This window comes from Kribbella pratensis, from assembly GCF_004365355.1.
In the GTDB taxonomy this organism is placed as follows: Bacteria; Actinomycetota; Actinomycetes; order Propionibacteriales; family Kribbellaceae; genus Kribbella.
The window spans coordinates 419,207-438,897 of record NZ_SODP01000003.1; the positions used below are offsets into that span (position 1 = coordinate 419,207).

The 19,691-nt window shown below is 68.9% G+C and carries 22 protein-coding genes; 15 read left to right on the top strand and 7 right to left on the bottom strand.

Going from position 1 to position 19,691, the window contains the following annotated elements; genetic code table 11:
* Window positions 1–33 precede the first annotated feature (33 nt).
* Window positions 34–783: an AraC family transcriptional regulator gene (locus tag EV653_RS29770; RefSeq protein ID WP_238160529.1), complete on the top strand. Its 750-nt coding sequence runs from the start codon at window positions 34–36 to the stop codon at window positions 781–783.
* Here the strand turns inward: EV653_RS29770 and EV653_RS29775 are convergent.
* Window positions 780–1,892: a citrate synthase 2 gene (locus EV653_RS29775; protein ID WP_134107619.1), complete on the bottom strand. Its 1,113-nt coding sequence runs from the start codon at window positions 1,890–1,892 to the stop codon at window positions 780–782. The genes EV653_RS29770 and EV653_RS29775 overlap by 4 nt on opposite strands.
* 138 nt (window positions 1,893–2,030) lie before the next feature.
* On the opposite strand from EV653_RS29775, the gene EV653_RS29780 reads away from it, so the two are divergent.
* Together EV653_RS29780 and pdxH are read left to right on the top strand one after the other, a co-directional pair.
* Complete coding sequence (locus tag EV653_RS29780; RefSeq protein WP_134107621.1) at window positions 2,031–3,161, top strand: hypothetical protein; 1,131 nt, start codon at window positions 2,031–2,033, stop codon at window positions 3,159–3,161.
* Window positions 3,162–3,170: 9 nt separating this feature from the next.
* On the top strand, window positions 3,171–3,812 hold the full coding sequence (gene pdxH, locus EV653_RS29785; RefSeq protein WP_238160530.1) for a pyridoxamine 5'-phosphate oxidase: 642 nt from the start codon (window positions 3,171–3,173) through the stop codon (window positions 3,810–3,812).
* Here pdxH and EV653_RS29790 read toward each other — a convergent pair.
* Entirely contained in the window at window positions 3,761–5,935 is a 2,175-nt protein-coding gene (locus EV653_RS29790) for an MMPL family transporter (protein WP_134107623.1), read from the bottom strand. The genes pdxH and EV653_RS29790 overlap by 52 nt on opposite strands.
* Window positions 5,936–6,050: 115 nt before the next feature.
* Here EV653_RS29790 and EV653_RS29795 point away from each other — a divergent pair, with 115 nt between their 5' ends.
* From EV653_RS29795 to EV653_RS29810, 4 genes are all read left to right on the top strand, one after another.
* Window positions 6,051–6,758: a TetR/AcrR family transcriptional regulator gene (locus tag EV653_RS29795; RefSeq protein ID WP_134107625.1), complete on the top strand. Its 708-nt coding sequence runs from the start codon at window positions 6,051–6,053 to the stop codon at window positions 6,756–6,758.
* 317 nt (window positions 6,759–7,075) lie between these two features.
* Window positions 7,076–7,369: a hypothetical protein gene (locus tag EV653_RS29800; protein ID WP_134107627.1), complete on the top strand. Its 294-nt coding sequence runs from the start codon at window positions 7,076–7,078 to the stop codon at window positions 7,367–7,369.
* Window positions 7,369–8,364, top strand: coding sequence for an SPFH domain-containing protein (locus tag EV653_RS29805; protein ID WP_134107629.1), 996 nt, complete (start codon window positions 7,369–7,371; stop codon window positions 8,362–8,364). Before EV653_RS29800 ends, EV653_RS29805 begins: the two co-directional genes overlap by 1 nt.
* Before the next feature lie 4 nt (window positions 8,365–8,368).
* Entirely contained in the window at window positions 8,369–8,974 is a 606-nt protein-coding gene (locus EV653_RS29810) for a CGNR zinc finger domain-containing protein (protein ID WP_134107631.1), read from the top strand.
* A gap of 12 nt (window positions 8,975–8,986) precedes the next feature.
* Here the strand turns inward: EV653_RS29810 and EV653_RS29815 are convergent, their stop codons facing one another.
* The gene (locus EV653_RS29815; RefSeq protein WP_134107633.1) at window positions 8,987–9,709 is read right to left on the bottom strand and encodes a hypothetical protein; all 723 of its coding nucleotides are present in this window, start codon (window positions 9,707–9,709) and stop codon (window positions 8,987–8,989) included.
* Window positions 9,710–9,946: 237 nt separating this feature from the next.
* Between EV653_RS29815 and EV653_RS29820 the strand changes: the two genes are divergently transcribed.
* The 5 genes from EV653_RS29820 (at window position 9,947) to EV653_RS29840 (ending at window position 14,599) form a co-directional block, all read left to right on the top strand.
* Complete coding sequence (locus tag EV653_RS29820; RefSeq protein ID WP_134107635.1) at window positions 9,947–10,600, top strand: TetR/AcrR family transcriptional regulator; 654 nt, start codon at window positions 9,947–9,949, stop codon at window positions 10,598–10,600.
* A gap of 171 nt (window positions 10,601–10,771) precedes the next feature.
* The gene (locus EV653_RS29825; RefSeq protein ID WP_238160531.1) at window positions 10,772–11,719 is read left to right on the top strand and encodes an ROK family protein; all 948 of its coding nucleotides are present in this window, start codon (window positions 10,772–10,774) and stop codon (window positions 11,717–11,719) included.
* The gene (gene nagA, locus EV653_RS29830) at window positions 11,716–12,846 is read left to right on the top strand and encodes an N-acetylglucosamine-6-phosphate deacetylase (RefSeq protein WP_134107638.1); all 1,131 of its coding nucleotides are present in this window, start codon (window positions 11,716–11,718) and stop codon (window positions 12,844–12,846) included. The genes EV653_RS29825 and nagA overlap by 4 nt, the downstream gene beginning before the upstream one ends.
* A complete protein-coding gene (locus tag EV653_RS29835; RefSeq protein WP_202871890.1) occupies window positions 12,834–13,748 on the top strand; it encodes a 1-phosphofructokinase family hexose kinase in 915 nt (304 codons plus the stop codon). The genes nagA and EV653_RS29835 overlap by 13 nt, the downstream gene beginning before the upstream one ends.
* 11 nt (window positions 13,749–13,759) lie before the next feature.
* Window positions 13,760–14,599, top strand: coding sequence for a class II fructose-bisphosphate aldolase (locus EV653_RS29840; protein ID WP_134107640.1), 840 nt, complete (start codon window positions 13,760–13,762; stop codon window positions 14,597–14,599).
* Here EV653_RS29840 and EV653_RS29845 read toward each other — a convergent pair.
* Complete coding sequence (locus EV653_RS29845; RefSeq protein ID WP_134107642.1) at window positions 14,596–14,850, bottom strand: hypothetical protein; 255 nt, start codon at window positions 14,848–14,850, stop codon at window positions 14,596–14,598. The genes EV653_RS29840 and EV653_RS29845 overlap by 4 nt on opposite strands.
* Window positions 14,851–14,924: 74 nt before the next feature.
* On the opposite strand from EV653_RS29845, the gene EV653_RS29850 reads away from it, so the two are divergent.
* The 3 genes from EV653_RS29850 (at window position 14,925) to EV653_RS29860 (ending at window position 17,361) form a co-directional block, all read left to right on the top strand.
* The gene (locus EV653_RS29850; protein ID WP_166679618.1) at window positions 14,925–15,482 is read left to right on the top strand and encodes a TetR/AcrR family transcriptional regulator; all 558 of its coding nucleotides are present in this window, start codon (window positions 14,925–14,927) and stop codon (window positions 15,480–15,482) included.
* Between the two features lie 75 nt (window positions 15,483–15,557).
* Window positions 15,558–16,097 (top strand): hypothetical protein, encoded by a 540-nt coding sequence (locus tag EV653_RS29855; protein ID WP_134107646.1) that lies wholly within the window; start codon window positions 15,558–15,560, stop codon window positions 16,095–16,097.
* 1 nt (window position 16,098) lies between these two features.
* On the top strand, window positions 16,099–17,361 hold the full coding sequence (locus EV653_RS29860) for an APC family permease (protein ID WP_134107648.1): 1,263 nt from the start codon (window positions 16,099–16,101) through the stop codon (window positions 17,359–17,361).
* On the opposite strand, the gene EV653_RS29865 is transcribed toward EV653_RS29860, so the two are convergent.
* Genes EV653_RS29865 through EV653_RS29875 form a run of 3 tightly spaced genes read right to left on the bottom strand, consistent with a single transcriptional unit; the run spans window position 17,327 to window position 19,643 of the window.
* Window positions 17,327–18,379, bottom strand: a complete 1,053-nt coding sequence (locus EV653_RS29865) for an ABC transporter permease (RefSeq protein ID WP_134107650.1) — start codon at window positions 18,377–18,379, stop codon at window positions 17,327–17,329. The genes EV653_RS29860 and EV653_RS29865 overlap by 35 nt on opposite strands.
* Window positions 18,376–19,254: an ABC transporter ATP-binding protein gene (locus tag EV653_RS29870; RefSeq protein ID WP_134107652.1), complete on the bottom strand. Its 879-nt coding sequence runs from the start codon at window positions 19,252–19,254 to the stop codon at window positions 18,376–18,378. The genes EV653_RS29865 and EV653_RS29870 overlap by 4 nt, the downstream gene beginning before the upstream one ends.
* Entirely contained in the window at window positions 19,251–19,643 is a 393-nt protein-coding gene (locus tag EV653_RS29875; protein ID WP_165549724.1) for a GntR family transcriptional regulator, read from the bottom strand. The genes EV653_RS29870 and EV653_RS29875 overlap by 4 nt, the downstream gene beginning before the upstream one ends.
* Between the last annotated feature and the right edge of the window lie 48 nt (window positions 19,644–19,691).

Below are 19,691 nucleotides of genomic sequence, written 5' to 3' on the forward strand. Positions count from 1 at the left end.
CACGGAGGATTCGCGCGAGGAGTTGAACTTTTGTTGCATCGACTGGAACTCGAGCTGATGTCCGCGCCGACCTTCTGGCGGTGTGAGCCGAGCTGGTCGTGGACCTCACGCCCGCTCGCGGACCACCTGCTCTGGTGCGTGCTGGACGGTCGCGGCGAGTTGGTTCTCAACGGCGAACGCCAGGACCTGCACCCCGGCATCTGCGCGGTCTTCCAGCCCGGCGACGCCCCGCGCGCCACCCACGACCCGCATCGCCGGCTGCTGGTCTTCGGCATGCACTTCCAGACGACCGGCGCAGCGCCTGACCCGCGCTGGGGCGAGGTGATGGACCGCGAGCTGCTCGGCGTCCTTGCCCGCACCAGCGACACGTCGTACCGGAGGCAGGACGCACTCGGCCGGCGCCAGGCGGAACTATGCCTTGAGCAACTGATCGCGCTGATCTGGGACGCCGTCCACAACCCGGGCCGACGCGTCACCGACACCGCCGTCGACGAGATCGCCCGGCAGCTCCGGCAGGACCCCGGCCGCGACTGGACCGTGGCGGAGATGGCGTCCAAGGCTTCCCTGAGCCGGGCACAGTTCACGCGCAGGTTCGTCACCCAGTTCGGGATGTCACCGGCGCAGTACCTCATCCAGGCCCGCGTCGATCGCGCACACCAGTTGCTGACCGAGAGCGGCATGACCGTCACCGAGACAGCCGCCGCCCTCGGCTACACCGACGTTCCGTACTTCAGCCGCCAGTACAAGCAACGCACCGGCCGCACACCCAGCCAGGACCGTTAGGCCCAGTCGGGGTTCCAGCCCTCGATTGCGTCGGCGGGCCGGGACGCGGGGCCGGAGTAGATCGCCGACGGCCGGATCAGCCGGCCGGTCCGCTTCTGCTCCAGTACGTGCGCGCTCCAGCCTGCGGTCCGCGCACAGGTGAACATCGACGTGAACATCGGCGGCGGCACCTCCGCGAAGTCGAGGACGATCGCCGCCCAGAACTCCACGTTGGTCTCCAGCACGCGGTCCGGCCGCCGCTCGCGCAGCTCGGCCAGCGCGGCCTGCTCCAGCGCCTCAGCCACCTCGTACCGCGGGGCGTCCAACTCACGCGCCGTACGACGAAGCACGCGGGCGCGCGGGTCCTCGGCCCGGTACACCCGGTGCCCGAAGCCCATCAGCCGCTCGCCCGCGTCCAGCAAGCCCTTCACGTACGAGCGTGCGTCGCCGGATCGCTCCACGCCCTCGATCATCGTCAGCACCCGCGCCGGCGCACCACCGTGCAGCGGCCCGGACATCGCGCCGACCGCACCGGAGAGCGCAGCAGCGACGTCCGCACCGGTCGATGCGATCACCCGCGCGGTGAACGTCGACGCGTTCATGCCGTGCTCGGCCGCGGACGTCCAGTACGCGTCGACCGCCTTCACATGCTTCGGATCCGGCTCACCGCGCCAGCGGATCATGAACCGCTCGGTGATCGTCGTCGCCTTGTCCACCTCGCGTTGCGGCACCATCGGGTGGCCGACGCCGCGGGCCGCCTGCGCGACGTACGACAGCGCCATCACCGCCGCGCGGGACAGGTCGTCACGCGCCTGCACGTCGTCGATGTCGTAGAGCGGCCGCAGACCCCAGGCGGGTGCGAGCATCGCCAGCGCGGACTGTACGTCGACGCGCACGTCGCCGGTGTGCACCGGCAGCGGGAACGGCTCGGCCGGCGGCAGGCCCGGCGTGAAGGTGCCGTCGACCAGCAGGCCCCACACGTTCTCGAACGGGACGCGGCCGACCAGGTCCTCGATGTCCACGCCGCGATAGCGGAGCGCCGAACCTTCTTTGTCCGGCTCGGCGATCTGCGTCTCGAAGGCGACCACGCCTTCCAGCCCGTGCTGCACCTCGGTCCTCGGATCAGACATGCCACTCCCTCGTCCTCGTATCGGCGCTCCCGCAGCATAGTTCTCGGAACTGATGACAACACAGCTTTGTGACCGGTTCGAGCCGGTCGGGGCTCGGGCCGGGGGAACTTTTGCCACGGAGCGGGCATCAGGCTCTGCATGGAAACGCTGGTCGCCTACACCTTCGCGCACGACAGCGCCGCACGCGCCGCGGCCGGTCGTGCCCGCGTGGAGGCGCACTACGGCGCCGAGGCCGAACACCACGCGTACGTCGGTGCAGCGGTCGGCCTGCACCTGTGGGGCACCCCCGGCAGCACCGACACCACCTCGTGGCACGACGCCGGCGGGCACGCCCGCGTGAATCTGGCCGACGAACGACTGGAACTGTCCACCGAGTCGGCCGGTGTCAGCCGGCTGTTCGAGCTGCAACTGCCGGACGGGTGCGTTTGGGCGAATCGGCCGGTCGCGGCGTTGTTGTTCGCAGGGATGCGGGCCGTCGCGTCGACGCGCGGATGGACCTTCGCCGCCGGCTGCGGATGGTTCATGGACGACAGCACGCCGTATGACGGTGTGCTGGCTGTGCCCGGAGGAACACATATTGTTGCCGACGGCCACCGTCAGCAACGGACGACCAAGGCGTACGTGCTGGAAGCGAGGACCGCCGCTGCCTCGGAGAAGGTCGTGGCCAAGCCCTACGCCAGGTCGGAGCCGGTCGAGCTGATCAAGCAGGCGCTGAGCTGGCACAGGTACGCGGAAGGTCTCCGGCCGGCGAGCAGTCTGTTCGACCCACCGCCTGATGGTTTCATCACCGACGCACCTGTCGATCACGTTGCTCACGGCTACTTCCATCCACGCGACGTCGACCAGCTCGAGACACTCCCGCTACCCGACAAGCTGCGTGCCTTCAGCAACCACCTGCAGACTCGGCTGATCCCTGCCGCCGGCCCGACGCAGGCAGCCCGGGTCGCGGTCGCCGAGCAGATCGACCGCGTGCTGCAGGCAGCCGTCGACAGCGGCCTCGAGGACGCGACGATGCTCGACTACTTCTACGCCGTCGAGCCCCTGCGCCGAGGCGGTACGCCGTTCACCCCGGTCTGGAGGAACCTCGCCTCGGCGGCCGACCGCGACCTGATCGAGCCGCTCCTCGCCGACGTCGAAGGCTTCGGCGATCTCAGCACGCTCTGGGCCGCCTCGGTGGCCGGCGCGAGCTCGGCCACCGGCGAGGCAACGCTCCGTCAGGCCCTCTGGCGAGCCACCTTCGATCAACACCTCGAGCAGGTCAACAAGTAGGCTCGACGCGTGGACCTTGCGGAGATGCGGCGTACGTACGGACTGGGGGAGCTGCTCGAGGATCAGATGGCCTCTGACCCGATCCAGCAGTTCGAAACCTGGCTTCAGCAGGCCCGGGAGGCCGGCCTGGCGGAGCCCAACGCGATGGTGCTGGCCACGGCAGACCGCGACGGGCGGCCGTCGGCACGGACGGTTCTGCTCAAGCGTGTCGACGAACGCGGGTTCGTGTTCTACACCAACCAGCAGTCGCGCAAGGCCGACGACCTGTCCGGCAACCCGCACTGCGCGCTGGTGTTCCCGTGGCACGCGATGGAGCGCCAGGTCCGCATCGAGGGCACCGTCACCAAGCTCCCCACCGACGAGGTCGACGCGTACTTCGCCAGCCGGCCGCGCGAGTCACAGCTCGGCGCGTGGGCGTCGCAGCAGAGCCAGCCGGTGGTGTCCCGCGAGGAGCTCGACCTGCAGTACGAGTCGTACGAGCGTCAATGGCCCGAGGGCACCGAGATCTCCACGCCGTACTTCTGGGGCGGCTACCTGGTCGCCCCCGAAGCAATCGAGTTCTGGCAGGGCCGTGTCGGCCGCCTGCACGATCGTCTGGCCTACCGCCGTGCCAGCTCCGGTTCCTGGGAGCTGGTCCGGCTCCAGCCCTGATCGGTTTCGCGGAATCCGTTCCGTTCCCACCACCGCACGAGCGGCCGCGGCGCCCACCAGTTAGCCCGCCCCAGCAACCGCATCGTCGCCGGCACCAGCAGCGCCCGGACGATCGTCGCGTCCAGCGCGATCGCGATCACCAGCCCGACGCCGATCATCTTCACGAACACGATGCCCGACGTCGAGAACGCCGCCACCACGATGATCAGCAGCAGCGCCGCGCTGGTGATGATCCCGCCGGTCCGCTGCAGGCCGTGCGCGACCGCCTCGGTGTTGTCGCCGGTCCGGTCGTACTCCTCCCGGATCCGGCTGAGCAGGAACACCTCGTAGTCCATCGACAGCCCGAACAGTACGGCGAACAGCAGCACCGGGTTGGTCGCATCGAGGAACCCGGCCGGCGTGAATCCGAGGAACCCGGACAGATGCCCGTCCTGGAAGATCCACACCATCGCCCCGAACGCCGCCGACAACGACAACACGTTCATCAGCAACGCCTTCGCCGGCAGCACGAACGAGCCGAAGGCCATGAACAGCAGCACGAACGTCACCACGACGATGAACCCGGCCATGTACGGCGCGCGCTCCTTCAACACGTCCAGCAGATCGATGACTGCCGCCGTCTCACCACCGACTTGGACCTGCGTACCCGTCGGCGCCGGCACCGCGCGCACCCCATGGACGACGTCCCGCGCCGCCAACTCCTGGCCGGTGAAATGAGTGTGCACGACAACGGACGCGACACCGTTGGCGTAACCACCGATCCGCACGTTCTCCACGTCCCGCACCTGCTGCAGCCGAGAGATGTACGGCGCCAGCGCCGCCGCCGGATCGCTCGGTACGGAATCGAACCGCACCGCCGCATAGATGTCCGACCCGCCGGCTCCCGGGAAGTCCCGTTGCAGCGTCTCGGTCACCGTCCGCGAAGTAGCGCCCGGCGGCAGCGACCGATGATCCACCCCACCCAGCTGCGCAGACAGGAACGGGATCCCCAGAATCAGCAGTACCGGGACGAGTACGAGCACGTACCGTACCGGCCGCCGCATCACGCTGTGCGCCAGCCGATACCAGGCACCCTGCGAAGCGGAAGCCTTGCGTGGTTTGAAGATCCGGAGACTGTTCACACGATGACCCAGTACGCCGAGCAGCGCCGGAAGCGCGGTCAGTGCCGCGATCATCGCGATCGCCACGGCGGCAGCACCGCCGTAGGCCATCGACTTCAGGAACATCACCGGGAACAGGACCAGGCTGCTGATCGCCACGCCGACCGTCACGCCGGAGAACGCCACCGTCCGCCCGGCCGTCGCCATCGTCGCGGCCAGCGCGGTCTCAACCTCGTTGCCCCGAGCAAGTTCTTCGCGGAACCGGGTGACGATGAACAGCGCGTAGTCGATCGCCAGCCCGAGTCCGATCATCGTGACGATGTTGATCGAGAAGATCGACACGTCGGTGACCGCCGACAACCCGCGCAGCAGCACGAACGAGCCCAGGATCGCGAGCGCGCCGACGAACAACGGCAGCGAGGCCGCGACCAGACCGCCGAAGACGACCACCAGCAGCACCAGCACGATCGGCGTCGAGATCGACTCGGCCTTCACGATGTCGTGCTCGGTCTGCGTGTTCACCTCGTCGAACACCGCGACCTCGCCGCCGACCTTCGTGTCGAGCCCGGCAGGCGCCGCCCGGACCTTCGAGGCGATCCGGTGGAACGTGTCCAGCCGCGCCTCCTGCGTGGCGCCGGCCAACGTGAGTACGGCGTACGTGCTGTGCTGGTCCTTCGACACGAACACCGGCGACTTCGTGCTCCAGTACGTCGACACGCCGGTCACGTCGGCGCTCGGCAACCCGGCGAGATGGCTCTCGACGGACTGCTTGAAGGCCGGGTCGGCGACGGTCCCGGACGGACTGCGATAGAGCACGACGACGTCGGTGCCGGTGCGGCCAACGTTCTGCTCGATCGTCGCGACCGCGTTCGCGGCCTCGGTGTCCGGCGCATCGAAGCCGCCGTTCGCCAGCGAGCCGAAGACGCCGGTGCCCCAGGCCAGCCCGAGGACGACGAAGACACCGGTGAGGGCGAGCACCAGACGGCGGCGCCGGTACGTGAAGTGGCCGAGCGTCTCGAACACGAAACTCTCCCCAGCGAGTAGATTTGAGCGGCAGCAGCTTGAGTGAACAGCGTTAACTGTTAACGGTGTTCACTCTAAGGTCCTGCCCTACCGCGATGTCAAGGAGAGTTTCGAGATGGAGAGCCGGGACCGCCGGAGAGCGGCGACGCTGGCCGAGATCAAGGCGGCCGCGCGCCGGCTGCTGGTCAGCGGCGGATCGGCCGCGGTCGGCCTGCGCGCGGTCGCGCGCGAGCTCGGCCTGACCCCGCCCGCGCTGTACCGGTACTTCCCGAGCCACGAGGCGCTGATCAGCGCGCTGATCGCGGACCTGTACGACGAGCTGACGACCGCGCTGATGCAGCTGCAGACGACCGAGGACGTGCCCGACCTGGGCGAGCGGTTGTACCTACTGGCCAACGGCCTGCGGAACTGGGGTCTCGCGCACCCGGCCGAGTTCGCGCTGCTGTTCGGTACGGCGGTCCCGGCGCCGGACGCTGACGACCACGACGAGACGCCCGGTCACCAGGCGGCGATGCGGTTCGGCGCGGTCTTCAAGGAACTGGTCGCGCAGATCTGGCACTGGAAGCCGTTCCCGTACCCGCCCGACGAGCTGCTCGGCAGGGAGCTGATCGCCCAGCTCACGCAGGAGTCCGAGCACTTCCAGGGCATGCCGCCGGGCGCGATCTACCTGTCGCTGACCTACTGGACCAGGCTCTACGGCCTGATCTGCATGGAGGTCTTCGGCCAGCTGCACTGGGTGCTGCCGGACGCAGGGGCGTACTTCGAGGCCCAGCTCCGCGAGATCGGCGAGGCGCTCGGCCTGGACTGCCCGCCTGCCGACTGAGGGCCGACTGAGGGCCGACTGAGGGCATAAAAAAGCCTGCGGGCGCTTCCAGAGACACGACCGGGTGGCCGAACTCAGGGTCAGGCGGACTACCTGACTGCCCGCAGGCCCGGTGGCTGGCGTTGTATTAGCCGACCACTTGCCCACTTAACTGTGGTTGGCGGTTAGCCCGCCGCCACCTCACGAGTCCGATAGCAATTCATGCGTTGGACCACCTCCCTTCGCGTGTACTGCGAATTTACTGTCCGGCGGTCAACGGTTCAACCGCATTTCTCCCAGGACGAACAGGTCGCCCTGGGATGAACGACAATCGGGACATGATCGAACTGGGCCTGATCCCGCTGCTGGTACTGATCGGAACCGCCTGGTTCGGGTGGGCGTCGTACCGCCGGGCCGTCCAGGCAGAGCAGGCGCTGGCCGAGGTCAACGCCGAACACCGGGCACTGACGCACGAGGTCAGGTCGCTCGAGCGGGCGGTCGCGGCTGCCGAGCAGGGCCTGCGTACGCTCAGCTCGCATCCGTCGGTACCGCGCGACGTCGCGGTCGCCGCCGACCTGACCCTCGCCGACGTCCGGCGATTGGTGGAACGCAACAAGGAGCTCGACGACTGATGGCAAAACTGGGGAACGCAGCCGCCGGACTCAAGCCCAAGGGCGGCGGCAGCGTGAAGGCCAAGGTGATCGGTGGCCTGATCGTCGCGGTGATCGTGATCATCGCGTTGTTCAACATCTTCAACTTCGCGAACACCGACGCGAACCGGATCGGTCTGCACTACGGCGGCGGCGTGATCGAGGACAAGAAGTTCAAGTCGATCGTCCCGCCGGGCTCGACGAACAAGCTGATCGGCCCCGGCGACACGCTCTACACGTACCCGATCGACCAGCGCTCGTACATCATCGGCGGTGACGGCGCCGACACCGACGCGGCCGACGAGGTCACCGTGGTGAGCAAGGACAACGTCCGGCTCGGCGTCCGGGTGCAGGTGTACTTCACGCTGAACCGGGACAAGGACGTGATCAAGTCGTTCCACGAGCGCATCGGCCTGAAGACCGAGGCGTACGAGGAGGAAGGCTGGAACGACATGCTGCAGAGCTACTTCCGGCCGCAGATCGACCGCGCGTTGTCCGCGGTGGCGACGAACTACAACTGGGCCGAGCTGTACAACAACGAGGCGAAGAAGTCCGCGTTCCAGAGCGCGGCGGCCAAGGAGTTCACCCGGCTGCTGCCGGCCGCGGTCGGCGGTGACTACTTCTGCGGCCCGGGCTACAACGGCAGCAACGACTGCGGCGAGCTGTCGTTCACGATCCAGAAGCCGATGCCGCTGGACAAGGGCATCATCGACGGCCTCGAGGCCAAGCAGCGCGCCGAGCTGGCGAAGGCCACCCAGGAGCAGAAGAACCAGCAGGTGAACGTCGAGCTGCAGTCGGTCAAGCAGCAGGTCGCGATGCTCGGTGCGAACGGCTACCTGCTGAAGACCGCGATCGAGTCGGGCAAGATCCAGTTCATGGTCATCCCGCAGAACGGCAACGTCAGCATCCCGGTGCCGACCACGACGCCGTCGACGCCCAACGACCAGCCGACCCAACCGGCCCAGCCGGCCCGGTAGCCAGATGGATGCGCTGCCGTCGCACCTCGAGCTGGTGCAGGGCGTCGTCCTGCCGAGGCCGGTCGGCGCGCATCCGGTGCTCGACTTCGTCAACACCCGGTCCGAGTGGACCACCCGTGGCCCCGCCCGGACCGAGTGGCTGACGTCGTACGAAGCCTTCCTGATCTGGAACTCGTACGTCGGCCTGTTGTCGCCGGCCACCGTGTTCCGGCTGATCGAGCGGGCCGGCCGCAGCTCGAGCGAGGTGGCACGGCGGCTGCAGGCCACGCTGGACTTCCGCGTCGACCTGTACGACGTCCTGACCGACCAGGCCACCGCGACGACCTTCGAGGCCGCCGCGCGCGTGATCGAGACGGCGTTCGGCGACCGGCGACTCGTGTCGACCGACGACGGTCCGACCTGGGAGCTGCGGGAGGACCTCGCGCTCCCGCTCCACAACCTGGCGGTACTGGCTGGCGACCTGCTCACCGGCCCGTCCCGCGAGCATGTCCGCACCTGTCCGTCCTGCGGGTGGTTGTTCCTCGACCCGCGCGGACGCCGGCGCTGGTGTTCGATGGCGACCTGCGGCAACCGGGCCAAGGTCCGCGCCCACGCGGCGCGAGCGCGTTAGTTTCTGTGCTTTCTAGTTGAAGGCCGCTGGGTCCACCGTGATCCAGGTGTGCTTCGCGCGGGCGAGTACGCGGCCGTCGGCGTCGTACAAGGTGCTCGCGGTGAACGTCTTGCGACCGTCCTCGCCGAGGTAGCGGCCGAGCGCGACGCATTCCTCGCCGACTTGCGGACGGGCGTCGACGCATGCGGTCAGCTGGCCGAGCACCGACGGACGGCCTTCGAGGTCGATCGTCCAACCGCCGGGGCAGTCGAGCGCCGCCCAGAGGAACAGCTCGTCGACCAGTCCGCCGGTCGCCAGATCCGCCGCGGGCTTCCACGTGCACGCCGTACGCCCGTCGCCGATCGGCCCTGGCCTGAGCCGCAGACCGGCCTGGTTCGACGGGCCGCAGACGAAACAGTTCGGGAACGGGTGGTCCTGCAACCCCCGGTACGCCGCCTCCGCGGCCCGGGCCTCGTCCGCCGGGACCGGGTCGATCGTCGCGTCGGCGAGGAAACCGCTGTCGACCGGTACTGCGTCCGCGACCAGTCCGTCACCGTCAGTCAGCTGAGCGCCGACGTCGTCGGCCGACAGGGCAAGGTCTTTCTGCAGTGGCGGCGGCATCCGCAACCGGACCTGAGGGACGTGTGCGCCGTTGAGCTGCGCCGCCAACGTCGTCCCGACCAGGCCGGCGACGTATCCGCCGTTGCCCGACCGCTCCGGCCCCCGGAATCGTTGGTCGACCCGCACGAAAGTCATGGCTCCGGACCCTAACGCAATAACAGGTTTCACCCGTTCGTACACGGTCTGTGGTGGAGGTGTGAGTGCCGAGAACCGTGGGAAGGAAAGGGTTTCAGAGAAATCTGAGGATTTCTCGGAACAACCGAGCTGAGCCCTCCATTTCAAACGACCGTTTGAACTATGCTGACTGCAGACTACTGCGCGTGAGCAGGTGGGGTGCCTGTGCGAGCAGTAGCTGGGGGGAAGGAGAACTCTGTGGAGACACCGGTCGAAACGACCCGGGAGAGATTGCTCAACGTCGCTGAGCAACGATTCGGAGAAGGGGGATACGAGGGCACTTCGCTGCGGGCCATCACGGTCGCGGCGGCCGCGAACATCGCGGCGGTCAACTATCACTTCGGTTCGAAGGAAGCGTTGCTACGGGCTGCCGTGGCGCGTGCGATGGCGCCTGTCAACACCGAACGGCGGCGCCGGCTGGACCAGTTGGAAGCCGGCGGGGCGCCGACGCCGGAGGAGCTGATCCGGGCCTTCATCGAGCCCGGCCTGGAACTGGTACTGCGCCGCGGCGAGCGCGGTGCCGTGGTCGCCCGGTTCATCGGCCGGATCGCGTTCGATCCGAGCCGACGGATCCGGGAGCTGTACGCGGCCGAGTCGGATCCGATCGAAAGCCGGTACCTGGCCGCTCTGCAACGGGCGTTGCCGCAGGCGTCGCCGGATGCGGTCGCCTTCGGGTACATGAACATGCTCGGTCTGCTCGCGTTGCACCAGTCACAGGCTCTGTCCCCGACGCCGGGTGCCGCCGGCGTTGCGAACACTGCGAACCCTGTGAACACCGAGGATCCCGGCAAGCTCGCCGAGAACCTGGTCGCATTCCTGGTCGCGGCCTTCGACCGCGGCCTGCGGGCCTGACCGCATCGTGGATGCCCCGGAAACCGTGGATTCCCTGCCCACGGCTCCCGGGTGACACAGATTCACCCCGCTGCACACCCCTTCACACCGCGCCCCGGTCCACGTGAGTTTTGTCCCGTGTTTTGCTCATGGATGTTCGGACCGCCGGGTAACGCTGCATAATGGCGCTCCGTGGACCCCTGTGAAGTCGTGGTTGCCGTCGACCTCGGTGGAACCCGGATGAAGTGCGGCCTGGTCGCCGCCGACGGTGCCCTGCTGCACCGCGAGACCAGGCCTACTCCCCGGGACGCCGGCGGCCGAGCCGTGCTCGACGCGCTGCTGGAGACCGTCGTCGAGCTCAGCCAGAAGGCGACCGCCGACGGGCACCGGGTGCGCGCGATCGGCGTGGTCGTGCCCGGCGTCATCGACGCCGAACACGGGACGGTCGGCGCCGAGAACCTGGAATGGGTCGCGACGCCGGTGCTGGCCGAGCTGAAGGCAGCGATCAGCGACGACGTGCCGATCGTTCTGGCCCACGACGTCCGCGGTGGCGGGTACGCCGAGCTGCGCCAGGGCGCCCTGGCCGGTACGACGAACTCGATGTTCCTGCCCCTCGGCACCGGGATCGCCGCTGCGATGATCGTCGACGGATCCCTGGTCAGCGGTGACGGGTACGCCGGCGAGCTCGGCCACTCGAAGTTCATCTACGGCGACGCGGCCGAGCTCTGCGCCTGCGGTCAGTGGGGCTGCCTGGAGACGGTCGCCTCCGCCGCCGCGCTGGCCCGGCGGTACACGGCACGGACCGGACGGACTGTGGACGGCGCCCGCGAGGTGATGGAGTTGCTCGCGGCCGGAGACCCGGACGCGGCGCAGGTCTGGCAGGACGCTCTGGCGGCTCTGATCGACGCTCTGGTCCTCTACACGACCCTGGTCGCACCGACCCGCATCGCGATCGGCGGCGGCCTCGTAGGGGCCGGCGAGACGCTGCTGCAGCCGCTGCGCGAGGGTGTGCACGCGCGCCTGACCTTCCAGCGCGAGCCCGAGATCGTGGCCGCGGTGCTGGGCGAGGAGGCGGGCATGCTGGGCGCCGCGCAGATGGCGTGGGACAGCGTTAACGCCGACGAGGAGGAGACGGCATGACGACGTACCGCGTGGGCCGGGTGGTCACGCCGGACGACGTACTCGAGAACGCCTGGATCCAGGTGGTCGACGAGGACATCCACGCGTTCGGGCGCCGGTCCGAGGGGATGCCCGCCGACGGCAAGCGGCCCGAGGATCTGGGCAACGTCACGGTCGTGCCGGGGTTCGTCGACATCCACACGCACGGCGGCGGCGGGTCGACGTACTCGACCGCCGATCCGGAAGAGGCGCGCAAGGTCGCGGCCTTCCACGGCAAGCACGGTACGACGACCACGCTGGCCAGTCTCGTGACAGCGCCGCTCGACGTGCTCGTCGACCAGACGGCCTGCCTGGCGGAGCTGATCGCAGACGGCGTGATCGCCGGCGTGCACCTCGAAGGACCGTTCCTCTCCGCGGCGCGGTGTGGTGCGCACGAGCCGACGCTGCTGCGGCCGCCGCTCAAGGACGACGTGGCGAAGGTGCTCAGCGACGCGGTCAAGATGGTGACGATCGCGCCGGAGCTCGAGAACGGGCTGGAAGCGATCCGCCAGGTCGTCGACGCCGGCGCGGTCGCGGCCCTCGGGCACACGGACGCGACGTACGAGCAGATGGTCGCCGGGGCGGATGCCGGCGCGACCGTCGCGACGCACTTGTTCAACGGGATGCGGCCGTTCCATCACCGCGATCCCGGCCCGGTCGGCGCCGCGCTGAACGACGAGCGGCTGCTGCTCGAGGTGATCAACGACGGTATGCACCTCGACCCGCAGGTGGTCCGGGTCGCGCTCGCGGCCGCCGGCGTGAACCGGATCGCGCTGATCACCGATGCGATGGAGGCGACCGGGATGGGCAACGGCCGCTACAAGATCGGCAACCTCGAGGTCGACGTCAAGGACGGTCTGGCAACGCTTGCCCACGGCACGCATTCGATCGCCGGCAGCACCTTGACCATGGACGTTGCCTACCGCAACGCGGTGAAGTCCGGCGTCTCGCTGGTGGACGCGTCCCGGATGGCGTCGACGACGCCGGCGCAGACCTTCGGCTGGTACGACGTCGGCTCGATCGAGACCGGGAAGCGGGCGGACCTGGTCCTGCTCGACGACGAGTACGCCGTGCAGAAAGTGATGCGGGCCGGGTCGTGGCTGGACTGATCGGGACCGTCACGCTCAACCTCGCGCTGGACGTGACGTACGAGGTCGACGAACTGCAGGTCGGCGGCAGCCATCGCGTCGATCGGATCCGTCGGCGGGCGGGTGGCAAGGGCGTGAATGTCGCACGAGTCGCGGCCACCCTCGGGCATCAGGTGCTGGTGCTCGGGTTCGTCGGTGGGGTGACCGGCGAGCTCGTCGCCGAGGAGTTGTTCGATGCCGGGCTGACCGCGCTGCTCACCCCGATCGCGGGGGAGACCCGCCGTACCGTTGCCATTGTCAACGGTGTCGACGGGGACGCGACGATTTTCAACGAGGCCGGTCCGACGGTGAGTGCCGACGAGTGGCGGGCGTTCCTGGATCGGATGCCGTGGGGGCGGATGGGTGTGCTCGCGTGTTCGGGCAGCCTGCCGCCGGGACTGCCGTCCGACGCGTACGCGGAACTCGCGGTGCGGGCGCGGCATCACGACGTACTGTCGGTGATCGATACCGGCGGTGACGCGTTGACGGCTGCGGCTCGTGCCGGCGCCGTGGTGCGGGCGAATGCGTCCGAACTGCGTGCTGCCGTTGGTGATGCGGAGGTCGAGGAGGGCGCGTCGGAGCTGGTTACGCTCGGTGCGTCCGCTGCGGTGATCACCGACGGTCCGCGCGGGATGGTTGCCGCCAGCAAGAAAGGCGTCTGGCGGGCGCTGCCGGTCGAGACGGTCGCCGGGAATCCGACCGGCGCGGGCGATGCGTGTACTGCGGTCGTCGCGGCAGCTGTCGCGGAATCACCCGAGCCCGACTGGTCCGTCGTCCTCAAGTCGGCCGTCGCCGCATCGGCCGCCGCCGTGTTGACACCCGTTGCCGGAGACATCGACCTGGCCGCCTACCGCCGTTGGCAACCCCAAGTCGCCGTTAACTAGAAGGAGTTCTCATGCCGTTGGTTTCCGGGGCCGAGGTTGTGCTGGCTGCGGCCAAGGCCGGTCGTGGTGTCGGCGCGTTCAACGTGATCCAGCTGGAGCACGCGACCGCGTTGATCGCGGGTGCGGAGCAGGTCGGTGCGCCGGTGATCCTGCAGATCAGTGAGAACGCGGTGAAGTACCACGGCGCGCTCAAGCCGATCGGGCTCGGCACGCTGGCGGCCGCGGCGGCCGCGACGGTGCCGGTCGTCGTCCACCTGGATCACGCGATGGACCGGGACCTGGTCACCGAGGCGGTCGCACTCGGGTTCACGTCGGTCATGTACGACGCCTCCAAGCTCGAATACGCCGACAACGTGGCCGCGACGTCCGAGGTGGTTGCGTACTGCCACGACCACGGGGTCTTCGTCGAGGCCGAGATCGGCGAGGTCGGCGGGAAGGACGGCGTCCACGCACCCGGCGCCCGCACCCGCCCCGACGAAGCACTCGCCTTCGCCGAGGCCACCGGTGTCGACGCGCTGGCGGTCGCGGTCGGCTCGAGTCACGCCATGACCGAGCGCACCGCGACGCTCGACTTCGACCTCATCACGCAACTCCGCGACGCCGTCCCGGTGCCGTTGGTGCTGCATGGCTCGTCGGGAGTCGCCGATCCGGATCTCACCCGGGCCGTCGAGGCCGGCATGACCAAGGTCAACATCGCCACCCATCTGAACAACGTCTTCACCGGCGTCGTTCGCGAGGTGCTCGCCGAGAACCCGAAGCTGGTCGACACGAGGAAGTACCTCGGCCCGGCCCGCGACGCCGTGGCGACCGAGGTCGCGCGACTGCTGGGTGTGCTGAAGGCGACGGCCTAGATCCCGGCGGCACCTCGGATCCAGTGCGCGCGCAGATCGTCGCGGGCGACCTGGACCTGCTCGCGGGTCGCCGGATCGGGCACCTCGAAATCGTCGATCAGCCGGGTGAGTGCCATCTCGACCGCCGCGACCAGCGCGTCCTCCTCGGACAGGTCGGACTCGGCCACTCCGCGCAGCCCGGCCGCGAGCGCGGCGAGCCCAGCCCGCTCCTGATCGGTGAACTGCACCCGGATCTCGGTCCTGCTGTCCACGCCGCCTCCTCAGACGATTGCTACAGTCATGGTGCAATGCAACGATCATGTTGCACAAGAGTGAGGGGTCGCGGATGACCGTGGCGGTGGACGAGACGCTGCGTACGGCGGCCATCGCCGTACTGGCCGAGCACGGCTGGGCAGGGGTGACGCTGGAGCGGGTCGCGGAGAAGGTCGGCCGGTCGCGGGTCACGCTCTGGCGGCAGGGCCTGACCGTCGAGGCGCTGCTGAACTCCCTGCTGGACGCTCTGGCCGACGACTATCGGGACACGATGTGGCCGGTGCTGGCCGGTTCCGGGACCGGTCGCGAGGGCCTGATCCGCACCATCGAGGCGCTGTTCGACGTGATCGACCGGCATCTTCCGCTGATGTTGTCGTCGGACCTGGTCTTCCATCAGGAACAGGCCCGCAACGGGCCGGTCTCGTTCCTGGATCCGTTCGAGCGGTTCCTCCGCGACGGCGAGGCGGACGGCACGCTGCACCCGCACGGCCGGGTCAGCGACGTGGCCGAGGTGCTGATGGTCTCGGCCGCCTTCACTTATGTGCACATGCGCGGCCGGCACCACTGGTCCCGGTCGCGGGCCCGGCGCCTGACCCTCGACCTGGTCCTCCGCGGCGTGCTGGAGGCGTGAAACATGCCTGTTGCATTTCTTGCAACGAGCGTGTTTCACTAACGGCATCATCAGCTTCTCCTGGAGGAGACCGCCATGACACTGCCGTACGCCGAACCGCTGATCCGTCGTGAGCCGCAGCCGCGGGTGATTCCCGAGCCGCTGCGTGTCGGCGAGCCCGGTGGGGATCCCTGTGGACTGTGCAGCTGGCTCGCCGGCCTGGACGACACCGCGACGACTCGGGACCCCGCAGACAAGCCGCTCTGGTACGACGACGACTGGGCGCTCTGCCGGGCGACCGGCGTCACCATCCCCGGCGTGGTCTGGCTGACGAGCCGCGCTCACCATGACTCGTTCGCCGACCTGCCGGATGCCTTGGCGCGCAGCTACGGGCCGATGGTCGCCCGGGTCGAGCGGGCCGTTCTGGCGCTCGGCGACATCGCCCGGGTGCATGTCTATCGTTGGGGCGACGGTTCGGCTCATTTTCATGTGTGGTTCTACCCGCGGCCGCTGGGAATGCTCGAGGCCAAGCGGGAGATGCTGCCGCTGTGGGCCGATGTCCTGCCCGAAGCCCCCAAGGAGGTCGTCGCCGATGCCGAGGACAAGATCGCGGCGGCGTTGGCGGCGGACAGCTGACATGAATGCATCCAGGCCGGAGCAGACGGGCGAGGCCCGGCTCGCGCGGCGGCTCGGGCTGGGTGACGCGGTCCTGATCGGGCTCGGCTCGATGGTTGGCGCCGGTGTGTTCGCGGTCTGGTCGCCGGCCGCGCACGCCGCCGGCTCGTGGTTGCTCCTCGGCCTGGCGATCGCAGCGGTTGTCGCCTACTGCAACGCAGCCTCCTCGGCCCAGCTGGCCGTGGTCTACCCGGTGTCCGGCGGCACCTACATCTACGGCCGCGAACGCCTGGGGGAGTGGTGGGGGTTCGCCGCGGGCTGGTGCTTCGTCATCGGGAAGACCGCGTCCTGCGCCGCGATGGCGCTGACCTTCGCGACCTACGTCGTTCCCGACGAATGGCTGCAACGCCTGCTGGCCCTTGCGGCTGTTGTGGTCCTTGCCGCCGTCAACTACCGCGGTGTGACCAGAACAGCCCGCCTGACCAGGATCCTCGTCACCTGCACGTTCGTCGTACTCGCCTTGGTCCTCGTCCTGCTCTACACCGGCGAGCCCCACCATCACACGTCCGCCCCCACCTCGGCGTACGGCGTTCTGCAGTCGGCCGGCCTGCTGTTCTTCGCGTTCGCCGGCTACGCGCGGATCGCGACCATGGGCGAGGAGGTCCGTGAGCCGGCCAGAACGATCCCGCGAGCGATCACCGTCGCGCTAGCCGTTGCTATCGGCATCTACTTGCTCGTCGCGATCGCGCTGCTGCGGACCGGCGACCCCGCGTCGACCACGGCGCCCCTCGCGTCCGCGGTCGACGGGGTCGGTGCGGCCTGGGCGACACCGATCGTCCGGATCGGCGCCGCCCTCGCCAGCCTCGGCGCCCTGCTCGCCTTGATCGCCGGCATCGGCCGCACCACGCTCGCGATGGCCCGCAACCGGGACCTCCCGGCCTGGCTGGCCGCCGTACATCCCCGCTACCAGGTGCCGCACCACGCCGAGCTCGTGCTCGCCGCGGTCGTCGGCGTACTCGTGCTCACCACCGATCTGCGCGGGGTGATCGGCTTCTCGTCGTTCGGCGTCCTGCTGTACTACGCGATCGCGAATGCCTCGGCGTTCACCCAGCCGGCCGACCAGCGTCGCTGGCCGCGCGCCGTCAACGTGATCGGCCTGATCGGTTGCGTCGTACTCGCGGTCACCCTCCCGTGGACGTCCGCGGTCGTGGCTGCCGCCCTCCTCGCGGCAGCCCTCCTCGTACGCCGGTTCAGGACAGGTCGCGCCGGATCCGCCAGAAGCTGAACCCGGTCAGCCCCAACGCCAACAGCATGAACAGCCCGAACTCGCGCCACTGCAGGTCCCAGAACGTCTCTTTGGGGAAGTAGCGCACGTGCTGCCGGTAGCCCTCGTCGGCGAGCCGCTGGAAACACGCCACCTCGGCCGGCGTGGTCCTCACCTGCTGCTTCGGCCCCGCAGGCGGCGGCCCGGGCGCACATGCCATGGTCCATTCGGGCAGTGTGCTCAGTTCCTTGCCGGACTTGTCCACGGTCTTGTCGGACACCTTCCAGGCGGCGACCGTACCGGTGGCGACTTCCATCTCTTTCACCTGCTGATTCGTCCCCTCGCCGGTGATCCCGAACCCGCGGATGTTGTCCGCGGTCGCCACGATGTACCTGTCGACCGGTGCCAGCAGGTGCGGCCGGATCAACGACGGCGTGAGGATCTGGATCAAGATCACCGCCGCCAGCGTGATCGCGAGTGCCACCAGGGTGCGGCGGACCACCAGCCCGATCGCGACTCCGAGAGCAAACGCGAAAGCCGCATAGCCGACCGGCACCAGGCCACGGGCGGAGAACGTCGACGGGAACATCCGCGGCAGGTAGGTGTTCGAATCCTGGCCGCTGTTCAGCGCGTCGTCGATCGGTGCCGACCACCACGTCACCGCGAAGCTGAGCAGCCCGGTGATCGCCATCGCGGTCAGTCCGGTGACGCCCACCTTGACGGCGAGCCAGCGCCAGCGGGAGATGCTCTGGCTCCACACCAGCCGATGCGTGCCGGTCTCCAGCTCGCGAGCGATCAGCGGCGCACCCCAGAACGCCCCGATCACCGGCGGTACGGCGTACAGCAGCACCTGACCGATCCGGTACAGCAACGGGTTGAGTCGCTCGTAGGCGAGACTGTCGATGAAGGTGGTGTTGAGTCGGTGATAGTCGTCGAGCAGGTTCGGTCCGGTCACGGCGAGGAAGACCGCGGCCGCGACGACCGCGGTCGCGACGACCAGGAACTGCACGCGGAACTGTCGCCAGGTCAGCCAGATCATCGCTGCACCTCCAGAACTGGGCGCTCCGGCTGGACGTCGCGGCCCATGTAGGCCAGCACCAGGTCCTCGAGCGTGAGTCGGGTGACCGTCCAGGCCGGATCGTGGATCGGCTGCTCGGTCCGGATCAGGTACGTCGACTGCCGGTCGGTGTGGCTCGCCGTCACGACGAACTGGCCCCGCGGCAGGTCCTTCGGATCGCGGCGCGGACCGGTCAGCCGGTAGTGCGTGTCGAGCAGGGCGTCGATCTCACCGCTGACCTGCACCCGCGAGTCGACCAGCACGATCACGTAGTCACAGGCCCGCTCGATGTCCGAGACGAGGTGCGAGGACAGCAGGACGCTCAGCTCCTGGTCGGCCACCGCCTCCATCAGGTCTTGCAGGAACTCGCGTCGCGCCAGTGGGTCGAGCGCTGCCACCGGTTCGTCCAGCACCAGCAGCTCCGGCCGCTTGGCCAGACCGAGGGTGAGCGCGAGCTGCGCACGTTGACCCCCGGACAGCTTGCCGGCGCGCTGCTTCGGGTCGAGCCTGAGGTGCTGGATCCGTTGCTGGGCGAGCGAATCGTCCCAGTTCGGGTTGAGCCGGGCGCCGAGCCGGAGGTGGTCCGCGACGCTCAACCGGACATACGTCGGGGTGTCCTGAGCCACGTACCCGACCTTCGCCTGCTGCGTCCCCGCGGGTGCCCCGAGGACCTGCACGGCGCCGGTCGTCGGCGACAGCATCCCGACCGCCAGGTTCAGCAGCGTGGTCTTGCCGGCGCCGTTCGGGCCGACCAGTCCGACCACGTGCCCGGACGGAATCTCGAGGTCGCAGTCGGTCAGCGCCCACCGCCGGCCGTACTTCTTGCCCAGACCCTGGGCGTCCACAACGGCGCTCATGCTATGTCCTCCTGAGCGGCGGACCGAAAGGTTGTCAGGAACAGCGCCTCGATGCTCTCGTCGTCGAGGCCTGCTTTGCGCGCCTTGGCCAGCCAGCGGCGGAGATCCTGCCGCAGCGGGCCGTGTGCGGCGAGCGTGTTGTCGGTGAGGGTGCGGGTGACGAACGTGCCGCGCCCGGGCCGGGCCTGGACCAGGCCCTCGTGCTCGAGCTCGCGGTACGCCTTGAGCACGGTGTTCGGGTTGATCGCCAGCGCCGCCACCACGTCCTTCACGGTCGGCAGCTGGTCCCCCTCCCGCAGCAGTCCGAGCCGCAACGCGTTCCGGACCTGCTGAACGATCTGCTGGTACGGCGAGACCCCCGACCGGCCGTCCAGATGGAACTCGATCATCCATAACCCCATTCATCTAGGTAACTAGCACTATAGGGGTATGGAGCG